Genomic DNA, 24844 nt, shown 5'->3' with positions numbered 1-24844 from the left:
GGTAGAATGACGCTACCGGGGCTGTTCTGTTTGGGGCTGGCACAACTTCTTTTCTGGTTTTATCGTTACCTTTTCGATAATTTGGCACTGGATTTGTTACAATACCGTTAAAGCAAAGCCGGCACCGGTACAATTGCTAATTTTTATTGTTGAAAGGAGTATATTTATATGGATACAGGCTCTGGCAATAAATTAGCAGCATAATTAAAGCCAGCCGGCACCATAAACTGTTATTTGCAAACCGTGCCTTAGACTGTGTTGGCAATTCGCTTTTGGAGCGAATGTAGTCAAATTTTATTCTGAACAAGTCTTTGATCCCGACATTCATCGTCGGGGGCGCGATGAAGGAGCCTAGCCTGAGCTAAGTGACTGAAGAGCAACGAAGTGCAGGATAAAATTTGGCAAATGCAGCCCAAAGTGTGAAATCCCAACACAGTCTTAATCCAGCAAAGCACACCTTAGGATGTCAATAAAGAAATTTATCATGAAGTACAGAGGTCAGATCTTCTTCTCCGTTTTGTTACTTGCTCTACTTGCAGCAGCTTACTATCCACAACCCAATAACGCTGAAAAAGAGGCTGTCCTGATGCAGGCTGTATTGAGCGGTTTCGGGCAGCTGCATTATCAGCCGAAGGATATCAATGACGATTTCTCCAGCCAGATTTTTGATTTTTACCTCGATCAGGTCGATGGTGGCCGCCGGTTCCTGACACAGGAAGATATTGCTAAGCTTGAAGGCTACCGCACGAGTATTGATGATCAGGCGCAGGCCGGGCAGTTCGAATTTTTCGATGCCTCTGTTCAAATGCTGGAGGCCGCTCTTGATAAAACACAGGGTTATTACCGGGAAATGCTGGAGACGCCTTTTGATTATGATACCAACGAATTTATTGAGCTGGATGGCGATAAGAAGCCCTTCGCTCAGCATGACGACGAGCTGAAGGAGTACTGGCGCAAGTACCTGAAGTACGAAACGGTAGAGCGCATCGTCAACAAAACCAAAGAAGAGGAAAAGAAAGGGGAAGAGGAAGCCCCAAAGTCCTTTGAAGAAATTGAACAGGAATCCCGCAAAGAAGTCCTGGAATTTCTGGACGACTGGTACGGCCGTATGCGCAAACTGAAGCGGGAAGACCGCCTGAGTGTTTACCTCAATACCTTCACGCATATATTCGACCCGCACTCCGAGTACTATCAGCCCATTGATAAAGAAAACTTCAATATCCGCTTCAGTGGCCGGCTGGAAGGCATTGGCGCCACTCTGCGTACTGAGGATGATTATACCAAAGTGGTGAGTATCGTAGTTGGTGGGCCGGCATGGAAACAAAAAGAGCTGGATGAAAACGACGTCATCCTGAAGGTTAAGCAGGAGGATGAAGACGAGCCTAAGGATATTGCAGGCATGGTCATCAACGATGTGGTGCAGCTCATCCGCGGGGACAAAGGTACCAAGGTGACCTTAACAGTAAAGAAGATCGATGGCAGTGTGAAAGATATAACGATCACCCGCGATGTAGTCGTCCTGGAAGAGCAGTTTGCAAAATCACTCATCCTGGAAGGGGAGGAAGGCAGCGAAGAGCGTATTGGATACATCCTGCTGCCCTCATTCTATGCAGATTTTCAGAATAAAAACGGGCGCTTCTGCTCTACGGATGTGGCAGCAGAAATCGAGAAGCTCAAAGCTAAAAATGTAGATGGCATCATCCTGGACCTGCGCTACAACGGTGGGGGTTCCCTGCGGGATGTGGTCAAAATGACTGGCCTGTTCATTGAGAAAGGTCCGATTGTACAGGTGAAATCCCGTATTTCGGACCCTGAAGTGCTGAAAGACTCCGATTCGCGTGTGCAGTATGATGGCCCGCTCGTAGTTATGGTCAATTCTTACAGTGCTTCTGCCTCGGAAATTCTGGCAGCAGCCTTGCAGGACTACGGCCGGGCGGTGATTGTAGGTAGCCCTTCCACTTTCGGTAAAGGCACCGTGCAGCGCTTTATCGACCTGGACCGCACGATCCGTGGCTTCAATGAGTTGAAGCCACTGGGCGAAATCAAGCTGACCACTCAGAAGTTCTACCGCGTCAATGGCGGTTCCACCCAGCTCAAAGGCGTGACGCCGGACATCATCCTGCCAGACAATTTCTTCTACATCAAGACCGGTGAGCGCGACCGGGAGTATGCCATGGAGTGGACGGAAATCGACCCTGTGGAGTACGATCAGGATGTGCTGCAGGTGGATAACATCAGCAAGCTGCGCCGCCGCAGTGAAAAGCGGATTGAAGAAAATGCGGCTTTCCAGAAAATCCTGGCTAATGCCAAGCGCGTAGAGCAGCAGCGCGAAGAGTCTGCCTACCCGATTGGGCTGGAGGCCTACCGCGAAATGCGCGAAAAACGTCAGGAACAGGCCGATGAGTTTGATGGCGTCATGGATCAGGTGGTCCTGGAGAATATCTCCAACCTGGAGGAAGACCTGCCCGGCATCGAAGCCGACGAGTCCAAAAAAGCCCGTAATGACGAGTGGCTGGAAAGTGTCTCCAAAGACATTTACATCAAGGAAACACTGGCGATCATGCATGATATGATCAAAGAGAAATAGGCTTTTGGGCCCCTCAGCTTCGGAGGCTTTTCTACCTGGGTGGGAAAGCCTCCGTTTTTTTTCGGCACAGGGGGCAACTGCTTAAGTCTTTTGTACTTTTGCATATTCATTCACAGAATCCATAAGCGTGAATTATCTCAACCTCGAAGACGTCACAAAAATGTACGGAGAGAAAGTTCTCTTCGACAATATTTCCCTGCAGGTTAATCAGGGGCAAAAGATCGCATTGGTCGCCAAAAACGGATCGGGGAAAACCACGCTGCTCCGGGTGATCGCCGGCGAAGAAGCGCCGGAAGGAGAGGCCGCCAAAGTCTACCTGCACAAGGATGTACGCATTGGCTTCCTGAATCAGGACCCTGAGTTTTTCGAGGAACATACTATTCTGGAGGCTGTACTGGATTCAGACAATGCTATGATTCAGGCCGTGCGGGCATACGAGTATGCTATGCTTTTTCCGGACGATACTGAGGCCATGCACAAAGCCATCGCTAAGATGGATGCCCTGAAAGCCTGGGATTTTGAAGCCCGCATTCGGGAAGTGCTGACCAAGCTGGAAGTCAGCGACCTGAATAAATTGGTCAAAAACCTCTCCGGAGGGCAGAAAAAACGCCTGGCCCTGGCTAAGCTCATCATCGAAGAGCCGGAATTCCTCATTCTCGATGAGCCGACCAACCACCTCGACCTCGACATGATCGAGTGGCTGGAAGAGTATTTGCAGCAGCCCCGTATCACCTTATTCATGGTTACCCACGACCGCTACTTCCTGGAGCGGGTCTGTGACATCATTGTAGAGCTGGACCTGGGCAAGCTCTACCGCTACACTGGTAACTACAGTGAATTTTTGGAAAAGAAGACGACCCGCCATGATGTGGAGTCTGCCACCCTGGAGAAAAGCAAGAAACTACTCAAACGGGAACTGGACTGGGTACGCCGTATGCCTAAAGCCCGGGGCACCAAAGCCAAGTCCCGGGTGGATGCCTTCCACGACCTGAAAGATGAGGTCTCACAGCAGCGTATTGATGAAGAGATGAAGATCGACATCAAGGGGCAGCGCATGGGCAAAAAAGTGCTGGAAGCCCACAACATCAGCAAGGCCTACGATGACAAAGTGCTGGTGGACGGCTTTACCTACAAGTTCCGAAAAGGGGAGCGTGCAGGCATCGTTGGGCCGAACGGGGTCGGTAAATCTACTTTCCTGAAATTGCTCACGAATGAAATTCGCACCGATAGCGGCAAGGTCGTGGTGGGCGGAAATACCGTCTTTGGCTACTATACTCAGGACGGCATCCAACTCAAAGAAAATAAGCGGGTTATTGATGTGATTCAGGACATTGCTGAGTTTATCCCCCTGGAAAAAGGGCAGAAACTGACCGCACCTCAGCTACTGGAGCGTTTTATGTTCAACCGCAAGCAGCAGCAGGTATACGTTTCTGAGCTCAGTGGTGGAGAACGCCGCCGCCTGTACCTGCTCACTGTCCTTATGGCCAACCCCAACTTCCTTATTCTTGATGAGCCTACCAATGACCTGGACATCATGACGCTCAATGTGCTGGAAGATTTCCTGATGGATTTCCCGGGCTGTGTGCTGATCGTCTCCCACGACCGCTACTTCATGGACAAAATCGTGGAGCATCTCTTCGTTTTTGAAGGCAACGGAAAAATCCGTGACTTCCCGGGCAGTTATACCCGTTACCGGGAGGTAAAAAAGGAAGAAGACCGGGAAAAAGCCCGCCTGGCCAAGGAAGCAGAAGCCTCCATGCCTGTTGCGCCAAAGCCAAAATCTAAAGCCACGGCCCTGAGTCAGGATGAACGTAAAGAGTTGAAGCGGCTGGAAAAGAAAATTCTGAAACTGGAAGAAAAAAAGACGGAGCTAACTGAGCAGTTTAATGACACAAGCCTGAGTGCTGAGCAAATTACAGATTTGTCGAAGGAGCTGAGTAATGTCAATGATGAGCTGGAAGAGCTGGAGCTCCGGTGGATGGAGCTGGCTGAAATGGCCTGATTTTCTCTGAGCAGAACCGTTGTAGTGCATGATCATTAAGTACAGTAGTCTGGTTATTTTTCCATTGATGCTGCTTTTGCTGGCACCCGAGAGCAACCGGCAGAAAGCCGCCTTTCGTGCGCACTACAAGGGCATGTTGCTGTACTCAGAAGCCCACTATGAGCGGGCTGTCAGCCACTTTGAGAAAGCCCACAGCATCATTCCGGACAATTACAATTTCAACCTTTCCCTCGCCCTGGCGCTGAGCCGGGTTGGCCGGGCGGACGAAGGGCTGGGACTGCTGCAAAAGAGCGATATCCTGCTCCGGTCCGGCGACCCTGACCTCGCGCAAAAGGAATCTACACGCTATTTCCTCAAGGGCATGGTCCTGCTTTACGCTGACCGGGCGGGGCAGGCTTTACAACCACTGGAAAAGAGCATTGGCTTACAGGAAAAACTGGGAGACCCCAAGCGGCTATCCATTTATTACAACGCGTTGGGCTACGCTACCATGCTTAATCAGGGGGGCAGCGACCACGGCAGCGATACCCTGGGCTGGCACTACCACGTACACCGGCGCGATTTGATCCGCTCTCTTGGCTATTTTGATCAGGCGGTGAAGTACGACACGAAAAATGCTGCAGCCCTTTACAACTACTTCCTGGTGCGCGACACCCTCGGCATGGAGGGAATGAAAGACTACTATGCGCAACAGGATTCTGCGGGCCCAAAGCCGGTAGGGGAGCTCCCCGGCAATACGAACCGGACCCTGGAGTTTACCGACTACGAGGAGCTGCTCTTTCTGCTCGATTTATCGGGGTCCATGGTAATGGAGAAAGTGCCTTGTATGGGTACCACCCGGTTTGAGGTGATGAAACAGACGGCCTTGTTCATTCTGGATAGCCTTCCGGAGGCCACCCAACTCGGTCTGGGCAGCATAGATGGGGACTGCTGGACGGAGCCCAAAGCCTGGGATGCGGTGGGGGCGCTGAGCCGTTACGATATGCGCTACCGGCTGCGATTCCTGGTACCCAATGGCACTACACCGCTGCTTGAGCGCCTGCAAGCCAGCCCGGAGCTGTTTTCAGACGATGCGCAAACCCGGAAGTCGATCTTCCTTATCAGTGATGGGGCCAACGTTTGCCGGGCCGATGGGGAAGACATCTGTGAGTGGGCCAGCCGTTTGTCCAGCCGGAAAATCACCATCAATATCCTCACTTTTCTGGATGCTACGGAGAGCAACACCAACGCATTCGCGGAATACGCCTGCCTGGCCGACAATACCGGAGGCGACATCCTCTACATGGACAACTACCGCTGCGGGTACGAGTACTTTGGCGCTTCTATGGTGGAAGGCTGCCTGCCCCGTATCCCCAATTTGCGCAAGGTCACCTGCTGGGGGCGTGCCTACCAAAACCTATGGGCGGTGGAACGATAGGCAGAAAAGTGCAAACCGGCAAAACAATATTTCGGTCCATCCTATCTATATTACATATGCATTGCCAAAAAGAGGTAAAAATTGTACATTTGCCTACCTTTCAAAATCCTTGAAAAAATAAGGGTTTTACCCCGGTCCGCCTGCTTGTTTTTAACAGGGAGCACTACTGAAGGCAGCTATTGAAAACACCAAATAAAAAACCGCGTAGGGCATGAACGCATGCCTGACGAATTGAGCCGCAAATTTTGACCGTTTAAGACCCGTCAACAAAAGCGGTTCAGGCGTGAAAAGACTATCAGATAATCCGGTCTAGTCGCACTAGTCCCACATTACAATAAACAAATTAAATTCATCTGCTATGCCATTCGATCTCGATATGATCAAGGCAGTGTATAAAGCACTGCCTGCGCGAGTAGAGGAAGCCAGGAAAACCCTTGGCCGCCCGCTCACCCTTACTGAAAAAATCCTCTATACCCACCTGCACCCTGAGTCGCCGTTGCAAAATTATTCCCGTGCCAAAGACTACGTTTTCTTTGCGCCTGACCGGGTTGCTATGCAGGATGCGACCGCACAAATGGCACTGTTGCAGTTTATGATGGCTGGGCGCGATAACGTCGCTGTCCCTTCCACCGTGCACTGTGACCACCTCATTCAGGCCGAAGAGGGCGCTGCACAGGACCTCGCCAAAGCTAACGACGTGAATAAGGAAGTATACGACTTCCTGTCTTCTGTGTCCAACAAGTATGGTATTGGTTTCTGGAAGCCGGGCGCGGGTATTATCCACCAAATTGTGCTGGAGAACTACGCTTTCCCCGGCGGTATGATGATCGGTACCGACTCTCACACCCCTAATGCGGGTGGTTTGGGTATGGTTGCGATCGGCGTGGGCGGTGCAGATGCCGTAGACGTGATGGCTGGCATGCCCTGGGAACTCAAGATGCCTAAAGTGATCGGTGTGAAGCTGACCGGCAAGATGAGTGGCTGGACTTCTGCCAAGGACGTCATCCTTAAAGTGGCGGGTATCCTGACTGTGAAAGGTGGTACCGGTGCTATCGTTGAATACTTCGGTGATGGCGCAGAGTCGCTGTCTTGTACCGGAAAAGGCACGATCTGTAATATGGGTGCCGAAATTGGCGCGACCACCTCGACCTTTGGTTACGATGAGGCTATGGGCCGCTACCTGCGTGCTACAGAGCGTGCCGAAGTTGCCGACCTTGCGGATGGCGTGAAAGAGCACCTCACCGGTGATGCCGAGTGCTACGCTAATCCGGAAAAATATTTCGACCAGGTGATTGAAATCAACCTGTCTGAGCTGGAGCCACATATCAATGGCCCTTATACCCCGGATTTGGCCTGGCCAATTTCCAAGTTTGCTCAGGCCGTAAAGGAAAATAATTACCCGCAAAAGCTGGAGGTAGGGCTGATCGGCTCCTGCACCAACTCCTCTTACGAAGACCTCGACCGGGCGGCCTCTCTGGCACGTCAGGCGGTGGATAAGAAGCTCAAGGTGAAGTCGGAGTTCACGGTGACGCCGGGCTCTGAGCAAATCCGCTTTACGGTAGACCGTGATGGTCAACTTCAGGACTTTGAGAAGATGGGCGGCGTTGTGCTGGCTAACGCTTGCGGGCCGTGTATCGGTCAGTGGGCTCGCCACACCGATGACCCCAACCGGGCAAACTCCATCATCACCTCTTTCAACCGGAACTTCTCCAAGCGTAACGACGGTAACCCGCAGACCCGCTCCTTTGTGGCCTCTCCGGAAATCGTTACAGCGTTGGCCATTGCCGGTGACCTGACCTTCAACCCGCTTACCGATACGCTGAAGAACGAAAACGGCGAGGACGTAAAGCTGGACCCACCAACTGGCGTGGAACTGCCGGCAAAAGGCTTTGCTGTTGAGGATGCCGGGTTTATACCACCTGCTGCTGATGGTAGTGGTATTGAGGTAAAGGTAGATCCCAATTCAGACCGCCTGGAGCTGCTAACCCCATTTAAGCCGATCACTCAGGAGCAGCTGAAAGGCATGCGCCTGCTGATCAAAGCAAAGGGTAAGTGTACAACGGACCACATTTCTATGGCGGGCCCATGGTTGAAGTACCGTGGCCACCTGGATAACATCTCCAACAACTGCTTCATCGGCGCCATCAACTTCTTCAATGGCGAAATGAACAAGGTTGCGAACTACGTGGACAGCGAAGATGAAGCGGAATACCTGGGTGTGCCAGACTCTGCACGCAAGTACAAAGCCGCAGGCATCAGCACCGTGGTATTCGGTGAGGAAAACTACGGTGAAGGTTCTTCCCGTGAGCACGCTGCTATGGAGCCGCGCCACCTGGGGGTCCGTGCGGTGATTGTGAAGTCTTTCGCACGTATCCACGAGACCAACCTGAAGAAGCAGGGCATGCTGGCTCTCACTTTCGTTAATCCGGATGATTACGAAAAAGTACGGCAGGACGACAAAATCGACATCCTCGGCTTCAATGAGATGGCACCGGATAAGAACCTGACCGTGAAGCTGCACCACAAGGATGGCTCAACGGAAGAGTTCGAGGTAGCACACACCTACAATCAGGCGCAGATTGATTGGGTAAGCGCGGGTTCTGCACTGAACAAAATCCGGGAGGAACTGGCGAGCTAAGCCTGTTGCTCTGTTGAGATAATTTGAAAAAAGTAAGCCATCCCAGGCAAATGCCTTGGGATGGCTTCTTTAATGATTGGGGTATATAGGTCAGGTGTTTTTTAGAAGGTATGCGCAGCGATTAGTACAAGGCTCCGGTGAAACGCTTCACTGGCGAAAAAGGTGAAGTCGAGCTGTGCGCCAAGCTGCAATCTTTCTGTTGCCGGGATAAGCACCCGTGCACTCAGTGGAATGCCCACTATCCACTTATCAAGGGTCTCAATCTGGCTTTCCAGTACTTCCAGGTCATAGGTGGAGGTGATATTGTATCGCGCAAGGGTCTCATAGCGGTGCCGGCGGAAAGCCCCGCTCACACCGGTACCTATTTGCCACTGACTCTTCGCTCCGATGCCGTTGAGGTGGTAATAGCCTATGAGGTTGAACTGTGCGAGACGTAGCGTACGCGGGCTTCTCGGGCTATGCGTGACTTCATTCTCCGCACCTGCATTGAAAGTCATGGAGCGGTCAGTACCGTACTCGCCTTTCCAGCCGGTATAGTTGGCCTGTAAGCTGGCAGTCCACCTTGGATGGATGGCGTAATTGAGGCCAAGCCCAAATTGCAGGCTTCGGATGGGGTAGGTCACGTTGCCCGTGCTCCGGCCAAAGTTACCGTTTTCAAAGGTCATAAGCTCCGTGCGGAAGTCGTTGAAGATTTCAAACTGCTGGTAGCCCAGTGAGGTTTGTACGCTCCATGGGGAGTCCTGCGCAGTTGTGATCGTTGCAAACAGGATCATTAGAAAACTAGCGATGGTTAGCCTTTTCATAGCTTCAAAGTTTAGTGGTTAATAATAGTGCCGGCGGCGGTTAGCTTTTGGTCTACCCAAACCTGCAGGGCGTATTGCCCACTGGGAATCGCCCCCGGCCGGAGGGTCACGACCGGCGCAAACGGCTGCTCCAGTTGCCGGACGAGTTTGCCTTCCGTGTTGTAAATCAGGATTTGTACTGTATTTCCGGACAAGCCATCAAAGGAAATGTTCAGGAAATCGGTAAAGGGGTTGGGGTAGGCATTCAGGGACAAGCCCGGTACGTAGATCTCTTCCATGTTGACCAGGATAAAGTTTTCATCAATAGTGGTTAGTGTGGTGTTGGTGAAAATGGGCTCATTGAAGTCGAAGTAAATCGCGGCATCATTTTCGATGGTGGTGCCGAGCGGGAGTCCTTCCCGGTGCTCCGCCCGGTAGCGGATGTAACCCTGTGAGGCTTCCAGATTGGTGGTGCTGTCGGGCAGCAGGATGTTATCAAACCGGAAGCTGAGCAGGTTGTCCTCCAGGACTGTCAGTTTATAGTCGTGGCTGCTGCCCAGGGGCTGTAATGTGCTCAGGTTGAGTTCAGGTGGGAAGGGGTTCAGGATTTCTACTGTGAATGCAGTGTCTGTGCCTGTATTCTGGAACCGGATGAGGTATTCCAGCGTTGTGCCCGGCTCTACCTGCCCTTCAGGGCCATATCCTTTCGGGAACACCTGTATGTCATTGGGGTCGAAGCTGCCAATGTTCTCCCGGCAGTCGATATCGAGCCAGGGGTCGCTGTCGCTCTGCGGGAAAATGTTGACAAAGCCGGTGCTGAAGCCTCCATCGGAGTTGGTGCCACAGCCTTCAAGCACAGCGCTGAGGAAATCTGCCCCCGGTGCGCCCGGTTCCTGAGGTGTATTGAAGTAATAGGTGCTACCATTGGCGGGGAAGGTGAGCAAGGCCTCTTGTCCCTGTGCCAGATCGTAGGTTTCCTGCTGAAGCAGTACTGCATCTTCAATGACGATATATTCGAGTGGTGCGGCCATATCTCCGTCGCCGGTATTCTGAATCCGGAAAAAGGCGGTGGTGTCCAGACAGAGGGCTTCCAGCTCCAGAAAAGCGCCAGAGTAACCGGGCACAGGTGGCAGGCAGAGGTCATCAGGAAAAATATGGGCTTCGGTGCAGTGGCTTTGCCCCAGCTCGGCTTCACAACTGACCAGCACGGTCATATTGAAACGGCCGCACTGCCCAATATCCAGATTTTCCACATCAAACTTATACCGGCCCGGGCTTAGCTCTTCAAATGGGATGGACGCTCCCTCCAGCTCTAAAAAGGGATCAAGGGTGATTTCTACATGCACATTTCCGGCAGATGCCGTGCCAATATTACAGTAATCCACGGTGTAAGTATTGGAAAAGCAGCGGCGCAGGAAAGGCGTACTCAGATTGACCTGTAGCAGCGGGCAGTAGACAACCGGTGTGGCTGGCACGTCAATGGAAAGGGTATCGAAAAAGCCGGAAAAAGCCAGAGCGTCCGTAGGGCATTCTGAGGTGTAATAGGGCGAGTTAAAGAATGGTGTTAGGCTAAAGGCACCAGTGTCCGCCTGCATGGTGAACTGCCCGGCCGTATCCGAGATGGCGATACTCTCAAAGCCCGGTTTGGTCAGGGTGAGCCCGGTATTGGGCAATAGAGGCTCATTGGGATCTTTCTGGCAGTTGTTGTTAAGGTCCAGGAAGACCTGCCCGCTAACTTGATTGGTGAAAAGATTGCCGAAGGCATCGGTTTTCATAAGAAGCATACTGCCTGAGGAAAAGTCTTGTGACACGGTGTTTCCACCAATTAAAAAACCTGCATCGGCTGTGGGCAAAATCGCATCACCACCCTCAAATTCCAGGCGGGTGTAGGTGTGCTCCCAATTGTGATTGCCATTCTCATCAAGATTTAGCAGGAAGATGTCATTCCTGTAGATACCGTTGGAAACCTGTACGCCGGTGATGGTAAAGTTGCCTTCCTGATCTTCAACGATTGAAGATGGGGAGTAACTGGAGGAAAGGGCATCACTCCAAAGCAGATCTCCATCAGTGCTAAGCCTTGAAATTTGTGGTACTCCGGCACCCACGATAATGATGCCTTCAGTGCCGTTCACCACAGCAATATGATCCGGGGTATCGCTGGCATTGCCGTCATTGGGCAGCTCGGTGCGCCAGAGGGTATTTCCATCCGGGTCAATTTTCAGAACGATTCTGGTAGAAAACTGCTCGCCCGGTGGGTTGCTTTGGAGTCCCAGGTATATGTTCCCCGCTTCATCTTCCGCTAAAGCATGTACTTCTTCCTCGTTGGGGTGGGGGAAGGTACGCGTCCAGATTTCCTGCCCGGCGGGGGTCAGTCTGGTGAGCATGGCATGCCCGGTATTATTATGCCCGCCAAGCAGTAAATCTCCATTACCTGCGGAAGCGACAGCCTGGTTTGCCGTGAATTGAAAGTCAAAATTGTCTGTTTCCGGAATAGCAGCTGTGCTAATCACCTCGCCCTCGGTGTCAATGATATTGACGTATTCATCGGTGACAAAAGAGAAGGTGCCATCGGTATTCTCCGCAATAAAAATACCGTACCCGCCAGGATAGCTTTTAAGCCAAATAGAATCGCCTTCAGCTGTGGTTTTTAGAATGGTTGCATTGAAAGAGGTGGTCAGGGAGGCAGAAGTAGCGGCCAGGTAGCCTCCATCTGGGTGTTGGGCAAGGCTGTATACCCGGTAGGAGTTACTTGGGAAGTTATAGGTCTGCCGCCACCCCTGACCCGCGAGTTGGAACGCGAAAAAGCTGAACAGCAAAAGGTAGATATATTGGGTCTTCATATGCTTTGTGTTATTTTTTGCAATGGCAAAGTAATTCTGCTGCGTGTTGAATTGATGATTTTGAAGGGGCAACTATAAACTGCGTAGAGACCTAAGGCTAGGTTATTATCAATGGGGCTACCTTTATTTTTGCACCCACTGGAAAAAACACTGTAAGAAAAGATCGAAAAGAGAATAAATGAAAACATGTCAACTGGGGTTTAGTGGTTGATAATTGTGCCGGCTGCTGCCAACTTTTGGTCTATCCATACCTGCAGTGCATACTGTCCGGTAGGAAGATCACCCGGACGAATGGTAGCCACCGGAGTAAAGGGGCGTTCCTGTTGCCAAACCAGTCTGCCATCCATACTGAAAATCATGAATTGCAGGGTATTACCAGACAATCCTTCAAAAGAAATATTTAGAAAGTCAGTAAAGGGATTTGGAAACGCATCAAGTGATAATCCAGGCATAAAGATCTCTTCCAGGTTTACCAGGATAAAGTTTTCATCAATGGTGGTCAGGGCTGTATTGGTGTATATGGGGTCGTTGAAGTCAAAGTAAATAGCAGCCCGGTTCCCAAAATTCGTACCCGGTATCAGTCCTTCCTGATGATCAATCCGGTAGCGGACAAACCCCTGTGAAGCCTGTAGGTTGGTGGTGCTATCAGGGAGCAGGATATCGTCAAACCGGAAGTTTAGAACACCATCTTCCATTAGGGTCAGTTCGTAATTGTGGCTGCTGCCCAATGGATTTAGCGTGCTGATGTTGAGTTGAGGCGGCAGCGGGTTTATGAGTTCTACGGTGAAGGCGGTGTCTGTACCGGTGTTCTGGAAGCGGATGAGGTACTCAAGGGTGGTACCTGCCTCTACTCGCCCCTCGGGACCGTATCCCTTTGGGAATACCTGAATGTCATTCGGGTCGAAGCTACCAATATTCTCACGGCAGTCGATGTCCAGCCAGGGATCGCTGTCACTTTGAGGAAAAACATTGACGAAACCAGTGCTAAAGGTGCCGCTGTTGTTGCTGCCGCAACCTTCTATAACAGCGCTTATAAAAGTTGCGCCCGGTGCGCCTGGCTCCTGAGGGGTATTGAGGTAATAAGTGCTGCCGTTTGCCGGGAAGGTGATCAGGGTTTCCTGGCCCTGGGGGAGGCTATAAGTTTCCTGCTCCAGCAGTACTGCATCTTCAATGACGATGTACTCAAGGGGAGCGGCCATACTGGCATCGCCGGTGTTTTGAATACGGAAATAAGCCGTGGTGTCCAAGCAGAGTGCTTCCAGTTCCAGAAAAGCACCGGAGTATCCGGGAACTTCAGGGAGGCAAAGTCCATCCGGAAAGATATGTGCCTCTGTGCAGTGGCTCTGCCCCAGCTCGGCATCACAGCTAACGAGAATATCGAAATTAAAGCTTCCGCACTGGCCAATAGCCAGGTCTTCTACTTCAAACTTATAATGCCCCGGACCAAGCTCCTCGAAAGGGACATCTGCTCCTTCCAGCTCAAGGAAAGGGTCGAGGGTGATTTCCACGTAAACGTTACCTGCCAGAGCGGTTCCGATATTACAGTAGTCCACATAGTATGTGCTGGAAAAGCATCGCCGCAGGAACGGGGTATTTAAGTGGACTTGCATTAGCGGACATTCGACTATCGGCGTAGCAGGGATGTCAAGGTTCAGCGTATCAAAGAATCCTGAAAAAGCAGGTGCAAACGAGGGGCAATCTGCTGCATAGTAGGGCGAATTGAAATAGGGGTTAATCGTATAGTTACCGGTATCTGCCACCATTTCATAAAATCCTTCCGTATCGGTAATCGCGACATTTTCAAAACCCGGTTTAGTGAGGGAAAGCCCGGTATTCGGAAGGGAGGGTTCATTATCGTCTTTTTGGCAGTTATTGTTAAGGTCAAGGAAAGCCTGCCCGTTGAGTTGATTGGTGTACAGGTAGCCCAGTACATCGGTTTTTAAGAGAAATACCCTTCCTGCCTGGAAATCCGGCAAGCTTGCGGCTCCGCTGATGAGGTAGCCGGTATCCTCTGCTGGAATGATGGCACTACCTGTTTGAACCCGTGTACGAGGGTAGATGCGCTCCCAGTTGTGCTGTCCATCCTCATTGATGTTGAGCAGGAACACATCACCGAAGTAAATATCATTGGAATAGACCGTACCCGTGACCGCGAAGTGACCTTCAGGATCCTCCGTTACAGCTATTGGGAAATAGTTATTGGCAAGGGTGTCACTCCAGACGGTACTGCCCTCTGCGTCGAGCCTTAGCAGTTGTGGCTGCCCTATTCCAGCGACGATAGCACCTTCGTTGCCATTAATAACGGATATATTGCTTACACTGTAACTCGTATTTTCATCGGCTGGGAACTCAGCTCGCCACAGTATGGACCCACTGGCATCGATCTTTTGTACGACACGCTTAGCGTACAGTGATCCTGTTGGCTTACTTTGTAACCCTAGGTAAATATTACCATCTTCATCTTCGGCAATGGCTTGTACCTCTTCTTCATTGGGGGATGCAAGGGTAGTGGTCCAAATTTCCTGTCCGGACTTTGTAAGCTTCATCACCATCGCGTCACCCAGGTCATTTTTACCACCTAAAAGTAAGTGCTCATCTGCAGTTTGCACCGCGTTTTGCTCAGCGGTGTATACTACGTTGAAGTTTTCCGTATTGGGTATGGGTACAGAACTGAGTATTTCACCCTCCGTAGCGATAAGGTTGATATATCCGGTGGTGACAAAGGAAAAGGTGTTGTCGCTATTCGAGGCGATGAGCAAGCCTTCCTGTCCGGGATAGGGTTTTAACCAAAGTGAATCCCCCTCAGCGTTTGTTTTGAGCAGTACGGCGTTGAATTCGTTTGACAGAGAGGCGGTAGAGGCAATCAGAAAGCCACCATCCGGATGCTGGGCAAGATCGTAAACGCGGTGAAGTTGGCTGGGGAATTGATAGGTTTGCCGCCAACCTTGGGCTGATAATTGTAATGCCGCGAGGCAAAAGAAGATTAAAAACGAATGGTGTAGGTTCATGTGATAGGTATTGATTGCCTAACAAAAGTGCAGGGTTTAATGCCCCGCTGCAATGCAATTATTTCTATATTGTAGAAATGAAAGCTACATTTTAGTATGGAAAAATATCAGTTGTACGAACTCTTGGGGGCGCTTTCCAGCGGAGAAATCCGTAAATTGAGGTGGTTTTTGAGCTCGGGCTACGCCACTAAGCGGGAAGAACTACATCTGATGTTGGGCTACCTTGTAGAAAGGAAAGCTGCAAAAAGACCCTGGCCGGAGCTGAAATTACTGTACAAACATGCTTTCCCCGGGCAGCCCTACGACAATCAGCAGCTCCGGAATGCCATGAGCGAGCTGCATGCTTTACTGGAAGATTTCCTGTTGATGGAAGAAGCCCGGGCTTCAGGTCTGCCCCGCACCCGCCAATTGGCTAAGCTGTACCGGCATCGCCGCCTCGACCGCCACTTCCAACGCACCATGCGGCGGCAAAAACAGCAGTTGGAACGGCAGCCCCTCAGGAATGCGGACTATTACCAGGCTTTACTGACGTACCAGGTCAGCGAGTTGGAGCATCAGGCGGACAACAGACGCACAGAGCCTTTACAGCTGCAAGAGATTGCCGATACGCTCGACGTGGATTACCTGGCACGAAAGCTTCGGCATGCCTGTACCCAACGCTCGCACGAGGCCGTTTTCAAAAAGTCCTACGATTATGGGTTGTTGGAACCGCTAATCAGCCAAATTGAGGCAGGAGGGTATTTGCAGTACCCGGCGGTTGCCCTCTACTACCACTGCTTTAGATTTTTGGGAAACACGGATCAAGAAAAGCATTTCCTGGCATTCCGGGAGCTGCAGCAGGCCTGTCAGGGGCAATTCACTGCTGAAGAGCAAAAGGACTTGTACATGCTGGCTCTGAATTTTTGTATCCGGCAGATCAATACCGGTAATATCTTCTACGCTGAAGAAAGCTGGCGTTTGTACCAGGATGGGCTGGCGCAGGAAGTACTGTTTGATAGTGGGATGCTTTCGAGGTTTACCTTCAACAATATCGTGGCCGTTGGGATACGGCTGAGCTACCTGGATGCGGTGCGGGCATTTATTGCAGATTATACGCCCCACTTGCCGGATGCCTACCGGGAGTCGGCCAGTCAGTTCAATCAGGCAAGGCTGCACTTCGCAGAGCAGGACTACGACCGGGCCCGGCAGCTGTTGCTGACCACGGAAATTACAGACTTGGTTAATGATTTGATTGCCCGGACCTTACTGTTGAAAATCTATTATGAACAAGGCGAGTATGAATTACTGGAAGCCCATTTGGAAAGGCTGCGCAGTTTTGTAGCCCGGCGGGAGTTTAGCCAGTACCACCGGAAGAATTATGGTAATATCATCCGGATAGTCCGGCAATTGATCGCTTTGCCCCCCTATGATATACCGGGCAGGGCAAGGATAAGAAAGGAAGTGGAAAACATGCAACCCCTCACGGAGCGGAGCTGGCTGCTGTCAAAAATCCCCGGAGGTCCGGACTGAGTGGCCCCCGGGGAATTTGATTTAGCTGATGAGCTCTGCCTCCATTGAAATAGCTGCATTGAGGACTTGAGAAATAGGGCAATTGGCCTTTGCGCCATTCGCCAGCTCCTGAAATTGCTCGGAGGAAATCTTAGGGACTTTCCCTTTCAGTGTGAGGTGGATTTTGGTGATGGCGAACCCTTCCCCTTGCTTTTCCAGTTGGACGGCGGCCTGAGTATTCAGCTCTTCCGGCTCAAAGCCAGCCTGTTCCAGTTGCACGCCCAATGCCATATTGAAACATCCGGCGTGGGCTGCTGCGATGAGCTCCTCAGGGTTAGTCCCTTTTTTGCCATCTTCATTTTCAAAGCGGGTTTTGAAAGAATAAGGCTGTTGGTCAAATACGCCACTTTGCGTGGATAAATGGCCACTGCCCTTGGTGCCGGTTCCATTCCAAACGGAGGTTGCTGTTCTTCTCATAAGTACTTTTTGTTCTGCAACGAGTGTGCTTCCAGCGATGTTCGCTAGTCGACCAATAACCTGAGGCTCTGTTGGCCTGTCCGGGATTGCAGTTGCAAAACGTACAAGCCGGCAGGCAATGCTGAGACCGGAATATTGTGCTGGCTGACCGGAGGCAGGTGCTGGAAAAGTCCACGCCATACTTCCTGCCCATTGGCCTGGAATAAACGGGCACGCAGATTTTGTTCCCCTGGGGCATCAATCCAGAGCGTCGCTGTTTCACTGGCTGGCTGCGGGAACAGCTGGAAGCGCCCGGTCAGTAGTTGGGTAGAACCTGAAGCAGGGAGATCCGGGTAAAGCTGTGTTTTGGGTATAATGGCTTTGGGCATGCGGGCACTGCTCCAGCGAAGTTCGCAAACCGCACCACCGCCTTCCTCGAAATATTCGAGCCGGATGGCATAGCGCTGCCCCGCCTGCAGGAAAATCTCGCCGCTTACCTCGGTAGGTGGCTGTGGTACCCATTGGTCTATGATGAGCTCGTCATTCACCCAAAGTCTGGCTCCATCATCCGAATGGGTATAAAAGGTATAAGTTTCAGAAAAAGGCACTTCGATACTGCCCGTCCATTGAACGCTGTAGAAGTCAGTGCCGAGCAGGGCAGGTGCTGCAGATCCATCGCCCCAGTCAAACTGAATGGTCGTATCAATACGCCAGAATGCCGGGTTTCCCTGGAAGTCGGGAACCGGGCTGTTGTAATAGGCCCCGGTGAGCCCGGTGCCAGAGCCCAGGGGTACTTCCTGATAATAAGCCAGAAAAGTTTGGTCTGCATCGGGCATGGCAAAGGATAGCAATGGGTCAGTACCTGCATTTTCCCATCCGGTAAAAGAGTACAGCACGTTGCCGATGATTTGGCTTGGCGGTGCCTGCAGGGACCGGATTACCCCGACTACGCCTTCCTCTGTCTGAGGAGTGGTTACGGAGCGCCCATCAATGCGGAGCAGCAGCCCCGGTGGCTCGGTCAGCAGCTGAAGATTACGTTTTTCAGGGAAGACATCCCGGAAGGTAGATTGTGAGAGCCCCTCAGCATCAGTCGCAGTAAGATGAATACGGTACCAGACGTTGGGAGAAGTTTCCCCTACAATGGGAATTGTGAAGCTGCCACCTGCCCCTGTTTGCGGAGACAACCCCGGATGGGTATGGTCATCGTGGTGAAAATCAATACGCCAGGTAAGTTGGTCGGATGGCAATACGCCTTCCTCCGGGTCCGATGCTGTGCCCTCAAAAGCCAGCACATCGCCGGCCTGATAGGTCTGCCCGGTAGCAGGCAGTGTGATTTCAGGTATCGGGCGGTTATTGGCCGTGACTGAAAGCAGTGCTTCTGCTGTCCATGCTTCACCCTCGCCATTGCTGATGCGACATCGGTAAGCGCTGCCATCATCCGCTAGGGTGACGGCGGGCAAAGTCAGGATGGAGTCTGTTGCTCCCGGGATATCAATATCGTCGCGTTGCCACTGATAGGAGAGGGTAGGGGCACCGGAAGCAGTGCAGGAAAAATGTGCTGTTTCGCCCACTACCCGCAGTACCGGCTGGGGCTGCACCGCTACGAATGGAGCTCCGCTGCCGGTATAGGACACTTTCCAAAGCACGCCATTAGCGGTGCTGGTATTGTCAATTTCTGAACCGCCGCCAAGTCCCCGACGCTCAATGTAGTACAGGCTGCCATCGGGTGCGGTGTGCAGGGCGATGGGGCGTTCAATGCCCGTGGCAAAAGGGGCATAAACGCTACCTGTGGAGGGGTCCATGGTCCAGATGATGCCTTCACAGTAATCAGCAAAGAAGTACCGGCCGGTGTACTCCGGAGGAAATTGCTGCAGAGTGGGTTGATAAAAAGCGGAGCCAATGACGGCACAGCCCACCCCATGATCGTAAGCATGCAGGGGAGCAACATAGCCATCGGGAAAAGGTGCTGCGCCCGGGCCTTCCTGTAGTGCCCATCCGTAGTTGCCGCCGGCTATTATGGCATTGACCTCTTCAAAGTTGTTACTGCCCACATCATTGGCCATGATCGTGCCCGTCACAGGGTCAACAGCCATGGTGAATGGATTGCGAAAGCCATAAGCATAAATAGCCCGTTGTTGCCCGCTGAGCTCATTGTAGAATGGGTTGTCTTCAGGTATACTCCCGTCCGGGTTGATGCGCAGCATCTTGCCCAACGTGGTATTCAGGTCTTGTCCGCTCTGTGGGTCGGCGCCATCGCCTACTGCAATGTAGAGCTTGCCGTCGCTGCCGAAGACCATCGCCCCACCATTGTGTATGGTGCCATTCAGGGGTGCAAGTTCCATGAGGATGACTTCGCTATTGGGCAGGGTGTGATTGCCATTTGCGGTAAAACGGCTGATGCGGTTAAAGTTACTGCCGGGTACGGTATAAAAGACGTAATAGTAGTTGTTGACCTCAAAGCCGGGGTCAAGGACGAGCCCGCTCAGACCACGCTCGTTGTAATTGTCTACTTCAACACTCAGGAATGGGTCAGGCAGTAAGATGCCATCTTCTATGATCCGGATTCGGCCGGACTTCTCAGCAATAAAAACGCGTCCATCCGGAGTGATGGCCAGGGTCGTGGGGTCAAGTCCGGTGGCTATTTGTTGTTCCACAAACCCTGCAGGCAGTTGCGCACTGTGGAGGCTTAGGGGGAAAAGCAGGAGGCTGAGGTAGAAAAGCGGGTACTTCATTGTAGGTTGTGGATGCTTATCTACTCAAGAAAGGCATTACTGCTCTAAAACCCAAATCTGACTATTCTCTTTGAGAGCAATCACGCCCTTGCCCGGCTGCATAAAAAAGCCGAGGTTATCCTGCTCGAAACTCCATACGTTATTAAAAGTAGTACCATTGAGCTCTACAGATTCCCGTTTCTGCATCAGGTTGGTGATGCTGGTTTCTTCCGGGATCAGCGTGCCGTCAAAGCGTTGCTCAATGACCTGCCCGGCCTGAATGGAAGGTGTGCCGGAAGAAAAAGACGCCTGAAGCGCATCAAAGAAGTGTTCTGTTTCCCATGCATAGAGCCCTGTAAACACAGCGAGGTCGAGCAGACGTTCGTTATCATCAGAGACAAAAATATAACGTAGGTTATCTGTTAGGTAGTACTCGCAACTGGAGGGGCTGTTGAACCGGGCCTCGGTGCAGATGATATTAACGCAGAGCTGGTTTTTGCCAGCTTCCTCGCCCCGCGGCGCAGAAAAAGTCATGGCTTGTCCGCTGGCATTCACAAAGCGCAGCGTTTCGGTACCATCGTAAGGCAGGAAATTCCGACCGGCTTCACTTAGGCCGAGCTGACCGATTTCTTCATCCGGAGGGCAACTGCAGGCAATGCCGGTTAACAGCGTGAACAGACTGAAGAGGGAAAGGAGCTGAGAAGCATTCATGATTGAACATTTACCTATCATAACGCCTCAAACCGGATTTGTGTGTATGGAATAAAAAAAAAGAGCCACCGTTTGCAGATGGCTCTCCCGGCTATGCTAAGAGAGCGTATTAGTCTGCAGAGCAGACAATATCAAACTGAGTTAAGGCTTTTCCCATTTCTGTGAGCCCGACGGCTAATAGAAAGGAAGATGATTCGGTAAGGTTTAGGTGGCTTTGTGCAGAAGCGGTGCATCTGCCTGCAAAGCTTTATGATTTTCAAAGGTAGGACCAAAACACGGAGGTTGTAGCCCACATCTGACCAACGGGCACCATTGCGGAATGAGAGGGCAGATAATGCTTACAAGCGGGTAAGTTGTTGAAGGAATTCTCCGCGCCTTCGCTTAGAAACAGGGACCAGAGAGTGGTCTTCCATGGTTACCTGCCCCTCCCGGTTGTAGCGGAGGATGCGGTTGAGGTTGATCAGGTGAGACCGGTGGGTCTGGAAAAAACCGTAGGGCTCCAGCAACCGGACAAATTCTCCAATATTATAAGAGCTGACCAGGGAGCGGTTGCCGGCGAGGAATAATTTGGTTAGCTTTTTCTGGCCTTCGCAGTGGATAATATCGGAAGTGGGGATAAACTCCAGCCCCTCCTCTGTGGGTATACCGATCCGGTTGGAAGTGCTACCAGGGTGTTGAAGGTTGCGGATGAGCTCTTTGTTGCGCTCGTTATCCCGTTTTTGGCGAATGCGCTGAGCAGCGTTATGCACCGTTTTGATGAGCACGCTGGTTTGTATGGGCTTAAGGATGTAGCCAATCGCGCAGAAGTTAATTGCATCGATGGCGAAGTTGTCAAAGCCGGTCACAAAAATTATCTCAAAATCAAGACTATCGAGTTGGCTAAGCATGTCAAAGCCGCTCTCGCCGGGCATGGCAATATCCAGGAAAACCAGCTCAGGTTTTAAGTCCTGAATGAGTATTCGGCCCTCTTTAGGATTGTCTGCCATGCCCAGGAGTTCAACTTCCGGGCAGTATTCTTCCAGTTTACTTTTCAGGGTAAGCCTGGCGTGGGCTTCATCTTCAATAATTATTGCTTTGATCATGGGGTGCTTACTCAATTTCCGGAACCGCAATGATGACTCGGGTGCCTGCAGCTGAACCATCCTGGTTTGTCAGGTCTGCTACTTCCACTTTGACATCGTAACCTTCAATGACCCTAAGGGCATGCAGGCGTTCGTTAGTAATCTGCATGGCGCGGGAGCGATAAGCTTTACCTGCCTTTTGCTGAATACTTTTGGCAGCAGTACGGCCTACGCCGTTATCTTTTAACGTACAAATTAACATCTGGTTCTCATCCTTAACAATGTCCAGACTCAATTTGCCACCTGCCATTTTATGGAACAAACCATGGTTGATAGCATTCTCTACAAAAGGCTGCAGGAGCATGGTGGGGATTAAGGTCGTATACGGATTGATATCCGGCTCCATAGTAATATCTGCCTCAAACCGGTTGGGGAACCGCATTTGTTCCAGCTCAATATACAGCCTGATCAGGTGCAACTCCTGATGTAGGCTGAGATAACGGGTTTTGGAAGACTCCAAAAATTGCCGCATCAGCATCGCAAATTTAGAAAGGTAGTTGTCAGCCCGTTGTTTTTCATTGGCCGCAATGAAGTACTGTATGGCGCTCAGGGAGTTGAAAACGAAATGGGGGTTCATTTGAGCCTGAAGCGCCTGTAGTTCCAGCTCTGCAAACTGCCGGTTAATCGCGTTTTCCTGTTCGGCTTGCTGCCGGTGACGGTGTAACCGCCAGCGGTAAAACAGCCAGGCCGTCAAAGCAACGACCAGCATGGCGATTATCCAGGGCATGAATTGCTGCCAAAAATTAGAATGAATCGTAAGGCTAACAGTATAAATCTCACTGCGCTGTTGATTGTTGTCTTCTGCCAGCACCGTGAAGGTATACTCGCCGGGTGAAAGATTGGTATACCGAATCTGCCGGTCGGAAGTTTGCATGACCTGTTCGTCCACGCCTTTGAGCTGATAAAAATATTGAATATCCCCCAGGCTCTTAAAAGACAGGCCTATGAAGGAAAAAGAAAGCTGATAGGGCACGCTATTCATCGTATAGCTGGTATCGGGAGGGAGCGGCACCTCATCGACCTCTAATCCTGCAAAATAGAGCCGCGGATGCCGGTAATTAAAGTAGACCTCCTGCTTTAAAATTTTCGAAAGCCCCATAGCACTGCCTATATAGATTGCACTACTGTCTGAAGTTATGGACCGGGTTTCCACAGAAGGGAGCCCTTCCAGTATGCCATAGGTTTCCACAACCTGTGAACGGATAACATCCTGACTAATTCTGATGAGTTGAGCCCCCTGATTAGTAGCGACGAATAAGGTCTTATCTTCAAGGTGAAGGTCATTAATGCTTAAGCCCTCCGTGCCTTTGACGGTGAAAGCGGTGTCTTTGTAAAGCGCAATAACCCCACCTCCATCAGACCCTATCCACAGGATTTCATGGCTGGAATCATAGATGAGTTTCTGTATGTAAAGCCCCTGAATGAGTTCGGGGGCCAAAACAGGCTGATACCCCTCCTCTGTTGTGTACGCAGCCAGGCCGTCAATATGGCCAAGCCAGAGCTTGCCATCTGGTGAAAAGGCACAGGCATAAGTTCGTTTGCTGGTCAGGAGTTCCAGCCGTTGGGCCCTGTCTTTCCCCTCAAAATGGAGGATATAAGGATGGGTGCCACGGGCCACACAAAGCCGTTGGGAAGGGGCATGCCAGGCGAGGTCCTTGATGCCCAGCCCAAGGGATCGCTTCCTTGAAGGTATATCAAAAAAATGGGGAATACCGTGGTCTTCTATAGATAGTTTTTCGTAATCAACCGGCTGCGTGATGGTTTGATGGTTGCTTAGTTTAACATATTCCAACGGTAGGATCGGGCGGGCAATCCACAGGTGTTGGTCGTCCCGAACGCAAATAGCATTGATATTCCGGCTATCATTGAGTTGACCTTTTAGTTCAGGTAGCAGCAGTTGAAATTCTTCATTTGGATTCAACTTTAGCAGGGCCCCTTTACGGGTGCCGGCTACGATGGCCCCTTTGCCAGATTTCCGGATGTGTGTGATCCCAACTTCGTACCGGCCTTCGATCGTGAATAGTTTAGCGTTCCGTTGGCGGGCAGTTAGAAAGAAGACACCACGATCCTTTGTACAGACCCAATAGTTGCCTTCCCGGTCACGAAAAGACCGGTGGACATCACTGTCTGCAGCAAGTTGAAACTTTAGCGTATCTACACCATTCAGTTGGTTATCCAGAATGAAAAGCCCCAGGTTAGTCTGAATCTGCAGCTGTCCATGCAGTTGCTGATACCTTAGCAGGTGAGGGGTTGCGCCAAAGACCTGTTTGAGGTTGTAGTGCAGTAGTTTTCCGGTCTTCAGCGAAAAATAATACAGGAGGCTGTCCTTAGGGGGCCAGAAAAAGAGTTCTTTATTCCAGTAAGTACGGTTATGCCGGTGGTTATGGTTCAGGCGGCGCCAGGTTGCAGCGTCCTGCTTATCGAGGAGATAACTTTCCCGGAATCCACCATTAGTAATCAGGGTGATTTGAGATAAGGATTTATGGAACTGCAAAAAAGTATCCCGGGAACAGGGCAATAGCAGGTAGTCCGGAATGCTGTCAATTACCTTAGGCACCGGGAGCCGTTGCAATCCCCTCTGACTATCCGGGATGAGTAGCTGCCCGGTACCTTTTTCGTAAATGGCCAGGTCTTGGTCATTTGCGAAAAAGTCAAAACGCTGAAAATGGGGATCTGTACTTTCATAGTAAGTTTTGACGCTATCGTCTTCTATAGCAACAAGCTTCGTCCCGAAAGTATTCAGCCATATACGCCCTTGCCTGTCCTCAGCGAGATACCAGACATCATTCACCGGCAATCCGTCCTCTACGGTGTAGTTGCGGAACTCCTGCCCGTCGAAGCGGCTGACGCCATGCTCAGTATAGAACCAGATGAACCCTTTTTGGTCCTGAATGCCTCCGTATACGGCATTGGTAGGCAGGCCATCATTAGCCGTATACTGTTTAAAGTGGTAGGTTTGCCCATCTGCACTGACAGCCCAAAGTAAGGATAGCCCCAGGCCCATTAGGCTAAGGGCGACCTTCAACTTTTTGCTGTTCATCGCGCTTGGTATCATGAATGATGTGCAATAAATGTTTATGGAC

13 protein-coding genes are annotated in these 24844 nt (G+C 51.2%); 5 read left to right on the top strand and 8 right to left on the bottom strand.

The features are described from left to right. The first annotated feature begins 484 nt into the window (after positions 1-484). The 4 genes from ACO08I_RS12095 (at position 485) to ACO08I_RS12080 (ending at position 8644) form a co-directional block, all read left to right on the top strand. Positions 485-2587 carry a carboxy terminal-processing peptidase gene (locus ACO08I_RS12095; RefSeq protein ID WP_421949433.1) on the top strand — a complete coding sequence of 701 codons (2103 nt, stop codon included), beginning with the start codon at positions 485-487 and terminating at the stop codon, positions 2585-2587. Positions 2588-2714: 127 nt separating this feature from the next. Then, positions 2715-4589 (top strand): ABC-F family ATP-binding cassette domain-containing protein, encoded by a 1875-nt coding sequence (locus tag ACO08I_RS12090; protein ID WP_421949432.1) that lies wholly within the window; start codon positions 2715-2717, stop codon positions 4587-4589. A gap of 28 nt (positions 4590-4617) precedes the next feature. Beyond that, the gene (locus ACO08I_RS12085) at positions 4618-6006 is read left to right on the top strand and encodes a VWA domain-containing protein (protein WP_044221004.1); all 1389 of its coding nucleotides are present in this window, start codon (positions 4618-4620) and stop codon (positions 6004-6006) included. Positions 6007-6364: 358 nt separating this feature from the next. Next, positions 6365-8644: an aconitate hydratase gene (locus tag ACO08I_RS12080; RefSeq protein ID WP_345894665.1), complete on the top strand. Its 2280-nt coding sequence runs from the start codon at positions 6365-6367 to the stop codon at positions 8642-8644. 101 nt (positions 8645-8745) lie between these two features. Here ACO08I_RS12080 and ACO08I_RS12075 read toward each other — a convergent pair whose 3' ends face one another. The 3 genes from ACO08I_RS12075 to ACO08I_RS12065 form a co-directional block, all read right to left on the bottom strand. Then, positions 8746-9447, bottom strand: coding sequence for a hypothetical protein (locus tag ACO08I_RS12075; protein ID WP_421949431.1), 702 nt, complete (start codon positions 9445-9447; stop codon positions 8746-8748). Between the two features lie 11 nt (positions 9448-9458). Continuing rightward, complete coding sequence (locus ACO08I_RS12070) at positions 9459-12266, bottom strand: DUF7619 domain-containing protein (protein WP_421949430.1); 2808 nt, start codon at positions 12264-12266, stop codon at positions 9459-9461. A 200-nt stretch (positions 12267-12466) separates the two neighbouring features. Next, positions 12467-15274, bottom strand: coding sequence for a DUF7619 domain-containing protein (locus ACO08I_RS12065; RefSeq protein WP_282774819.1), 2808 nt, complete (start codon positions 15272-15274; stop codon positions 12467-12469). 96 nt (positions 15275-15370) lie between these two features. Here ACO08I_RS12065 and ACO08I_RS12060 point away from each other — a divergent pair, with 96 nt between their 5' ends. After that, positions 15371-16783: a hypothetical protein gene (locus ACO08I_RS12060; RefSeq protein ID WP_421949429.1), complete on the top strand. Its 1413-nt coding sequence runs from the start codon at positions 15371-15373 to the stop codon at positions 16781-16783. Between the two features lie 21 nt (positions 16784-16804). Here the strand turns inward: ACO08I_RS12060 and ACO08I_RS12055 are convergent, their stop codons facing one another. The 5 genes from ACO08I_RS12055 to ACO08I_RS12035 form a co-directional block, all read right to left on the bottom strand. After that, positions 16805-17239, bottom strand: coding sequence for an OsmC family protein (locus tag ACO08I_RS12055; RefSeq protein ID WP_421949428.1), 435 nt, complete (start codon positions 17237-17239; stop codon positions 16805-16807). 44 nt (positions 17240-17283) lie between these two features. Further along, positions 17284-19950: a PQQ-dependent sugar dehydrogenase gene (locus ACO08I_RS12050; protein ID WP_282774990.1), complete on the bottom strand. Its 2667-nt coding sequence runs from the start codon at positions 19948-19950 to the stop codon at positions 17284-17286. 36 nt (positions 19951-19986) lie between these two features. Further along, on the bottom strand, positions 19987-20640 hold the full coding sequence (locus tag ACO08I_RS12045) for a hypothetical protein (RefSeq protein ID WP_282774989.1): 654 nt from the start codon (positions 20638-20640) through the stop codon (positions 19987-19989). Between the two features lie 338 nt (positions 20641-20978). Further along, positions 20979-21722 carry a LytR/AlgR family response regulator transcription factor gene (locus tag ACO08I_RS12040; protein WP_282774987.1) on the bottom strand — a complete coding sequence of 248 codons (744 nt, stop codon included), beginning with the start codon at positions 21720-21722 and terminating at the stop codon, positions 20979-20981. Positions 21723-21729: 7 nt separating this feature from the next. Continuing rightward, positions 21730-24801, bottom strand: coding sequence for a histidine kinase (locus ACO08I_RS12035; protein ID WP_421949427.1), 3072 nt, complete (start codon positions 24799-24801; stop codon positions 21730-21732). Positions 24802-24844 lie beyond the last annotated feature (43 nt).

The organism is Phaeodactylibacter xiamenensis (assembly GCF_965229835.1).
Taxonomy (GTDB): Bacteria; Bacteroidota; Bacteroidia; order Chitinophagales; family Saprospiraceae; genus Phaeodactylibacter; species Phaeodactylibacter xiamenensis.
The sequence above is the reverse complement of the archived record's forward strand: the minus strand, read 5'-3'. Positions and strand labels throughout refer to the sequence as shown.

Bases quoted from the DNA above. Each gene is read 5' to 3' on its own strand.
- ACO08I_RS12055 (WP_421949428.1), bottom strand. From the start codon at position 17,239: ATGAGAAGAACAGCAACCTCCGTTTGGAATGGAACCGGCACCAAGGGC.
- ACO08I_RS12065 (WP_282774819.1), bottom strand. From the start codon at position 15,274: ATGAACCTACACCATTCGTTTTTAATCTTCTTTTGCCTCGCGGCATTA.
- ACO08I_RS12035 (WP_421949427.1), bottom strand. From the start codon at position 24,801: ATGAACAGCAAAAAGTTGAAGGTCGCCCTTAGCCTAATGGGCCTGGGG.
- ACO08I_RS12075 (WP_421949431.1), bottom strand. From the start codon at position 9,447: ATGAAAAGGCTAACCATCGCTAGTTTTCTAATGATCCTGTTTGCAACG.
- ACO08I_RS12095 (WP_421949433.1), top strand. From the start codon at position 485: ATGAAGTACAGAGGTCAGATCTTCTTCTCCGTTTTGTTACTTGCTCTA.
- ACO08I_RS12050 (WP_282774990.1), bottom strand. From the start codon at position 19,950: ATGAAGTACCCGCTTTTCTACCTCAGCCTCCTGCTTTTCCCCCTAAGC.
- ACO08I_RS12085 (WP_044221004.1), top strand. From the start codon at position 4,618: ATGATCATTAAGTACAGTAGTCTGGTTATTTTTCCATTGATGCTGCTT.
- ACO08I_RS12060 (WP_421949429.1), top strand. From the start codon at position 15,371: ATGGAAAAATATCAGTTGTACGAACTCTTGGGGGCGCTTTCCAGCGGA.
- ACO08I_RS12070 (WP_421949430.1), bottom strand. From the start codon at position 12,266: ATGAAGACCCAATATATCTACCTTTTGCTGTTCAGCTTTTTCGCGTTC.
- ACO08I_RS12045 (WP_282774989.1), bottom strand. From the start codon at position 20,640: ATGAATGCTTCTCAGCTCCTTTCCCTCTTCAGTCTGTTCACGCTGTTA.
- ACO08I_RS12080 (WP_345894665.1), top strand. From the start codon at position 6,365: ATGCCATTCGATCTCGATATGATCAAGGCAGTGTATAAAGCACTGCCT.
- ACO08I_RS12040 (WP_282774987.1), bottom strand. From the start codon at position 21,722: ATGATCAAAGCAATAATTATTGAAGATGAAGCCCACGCCAGGCTTACC.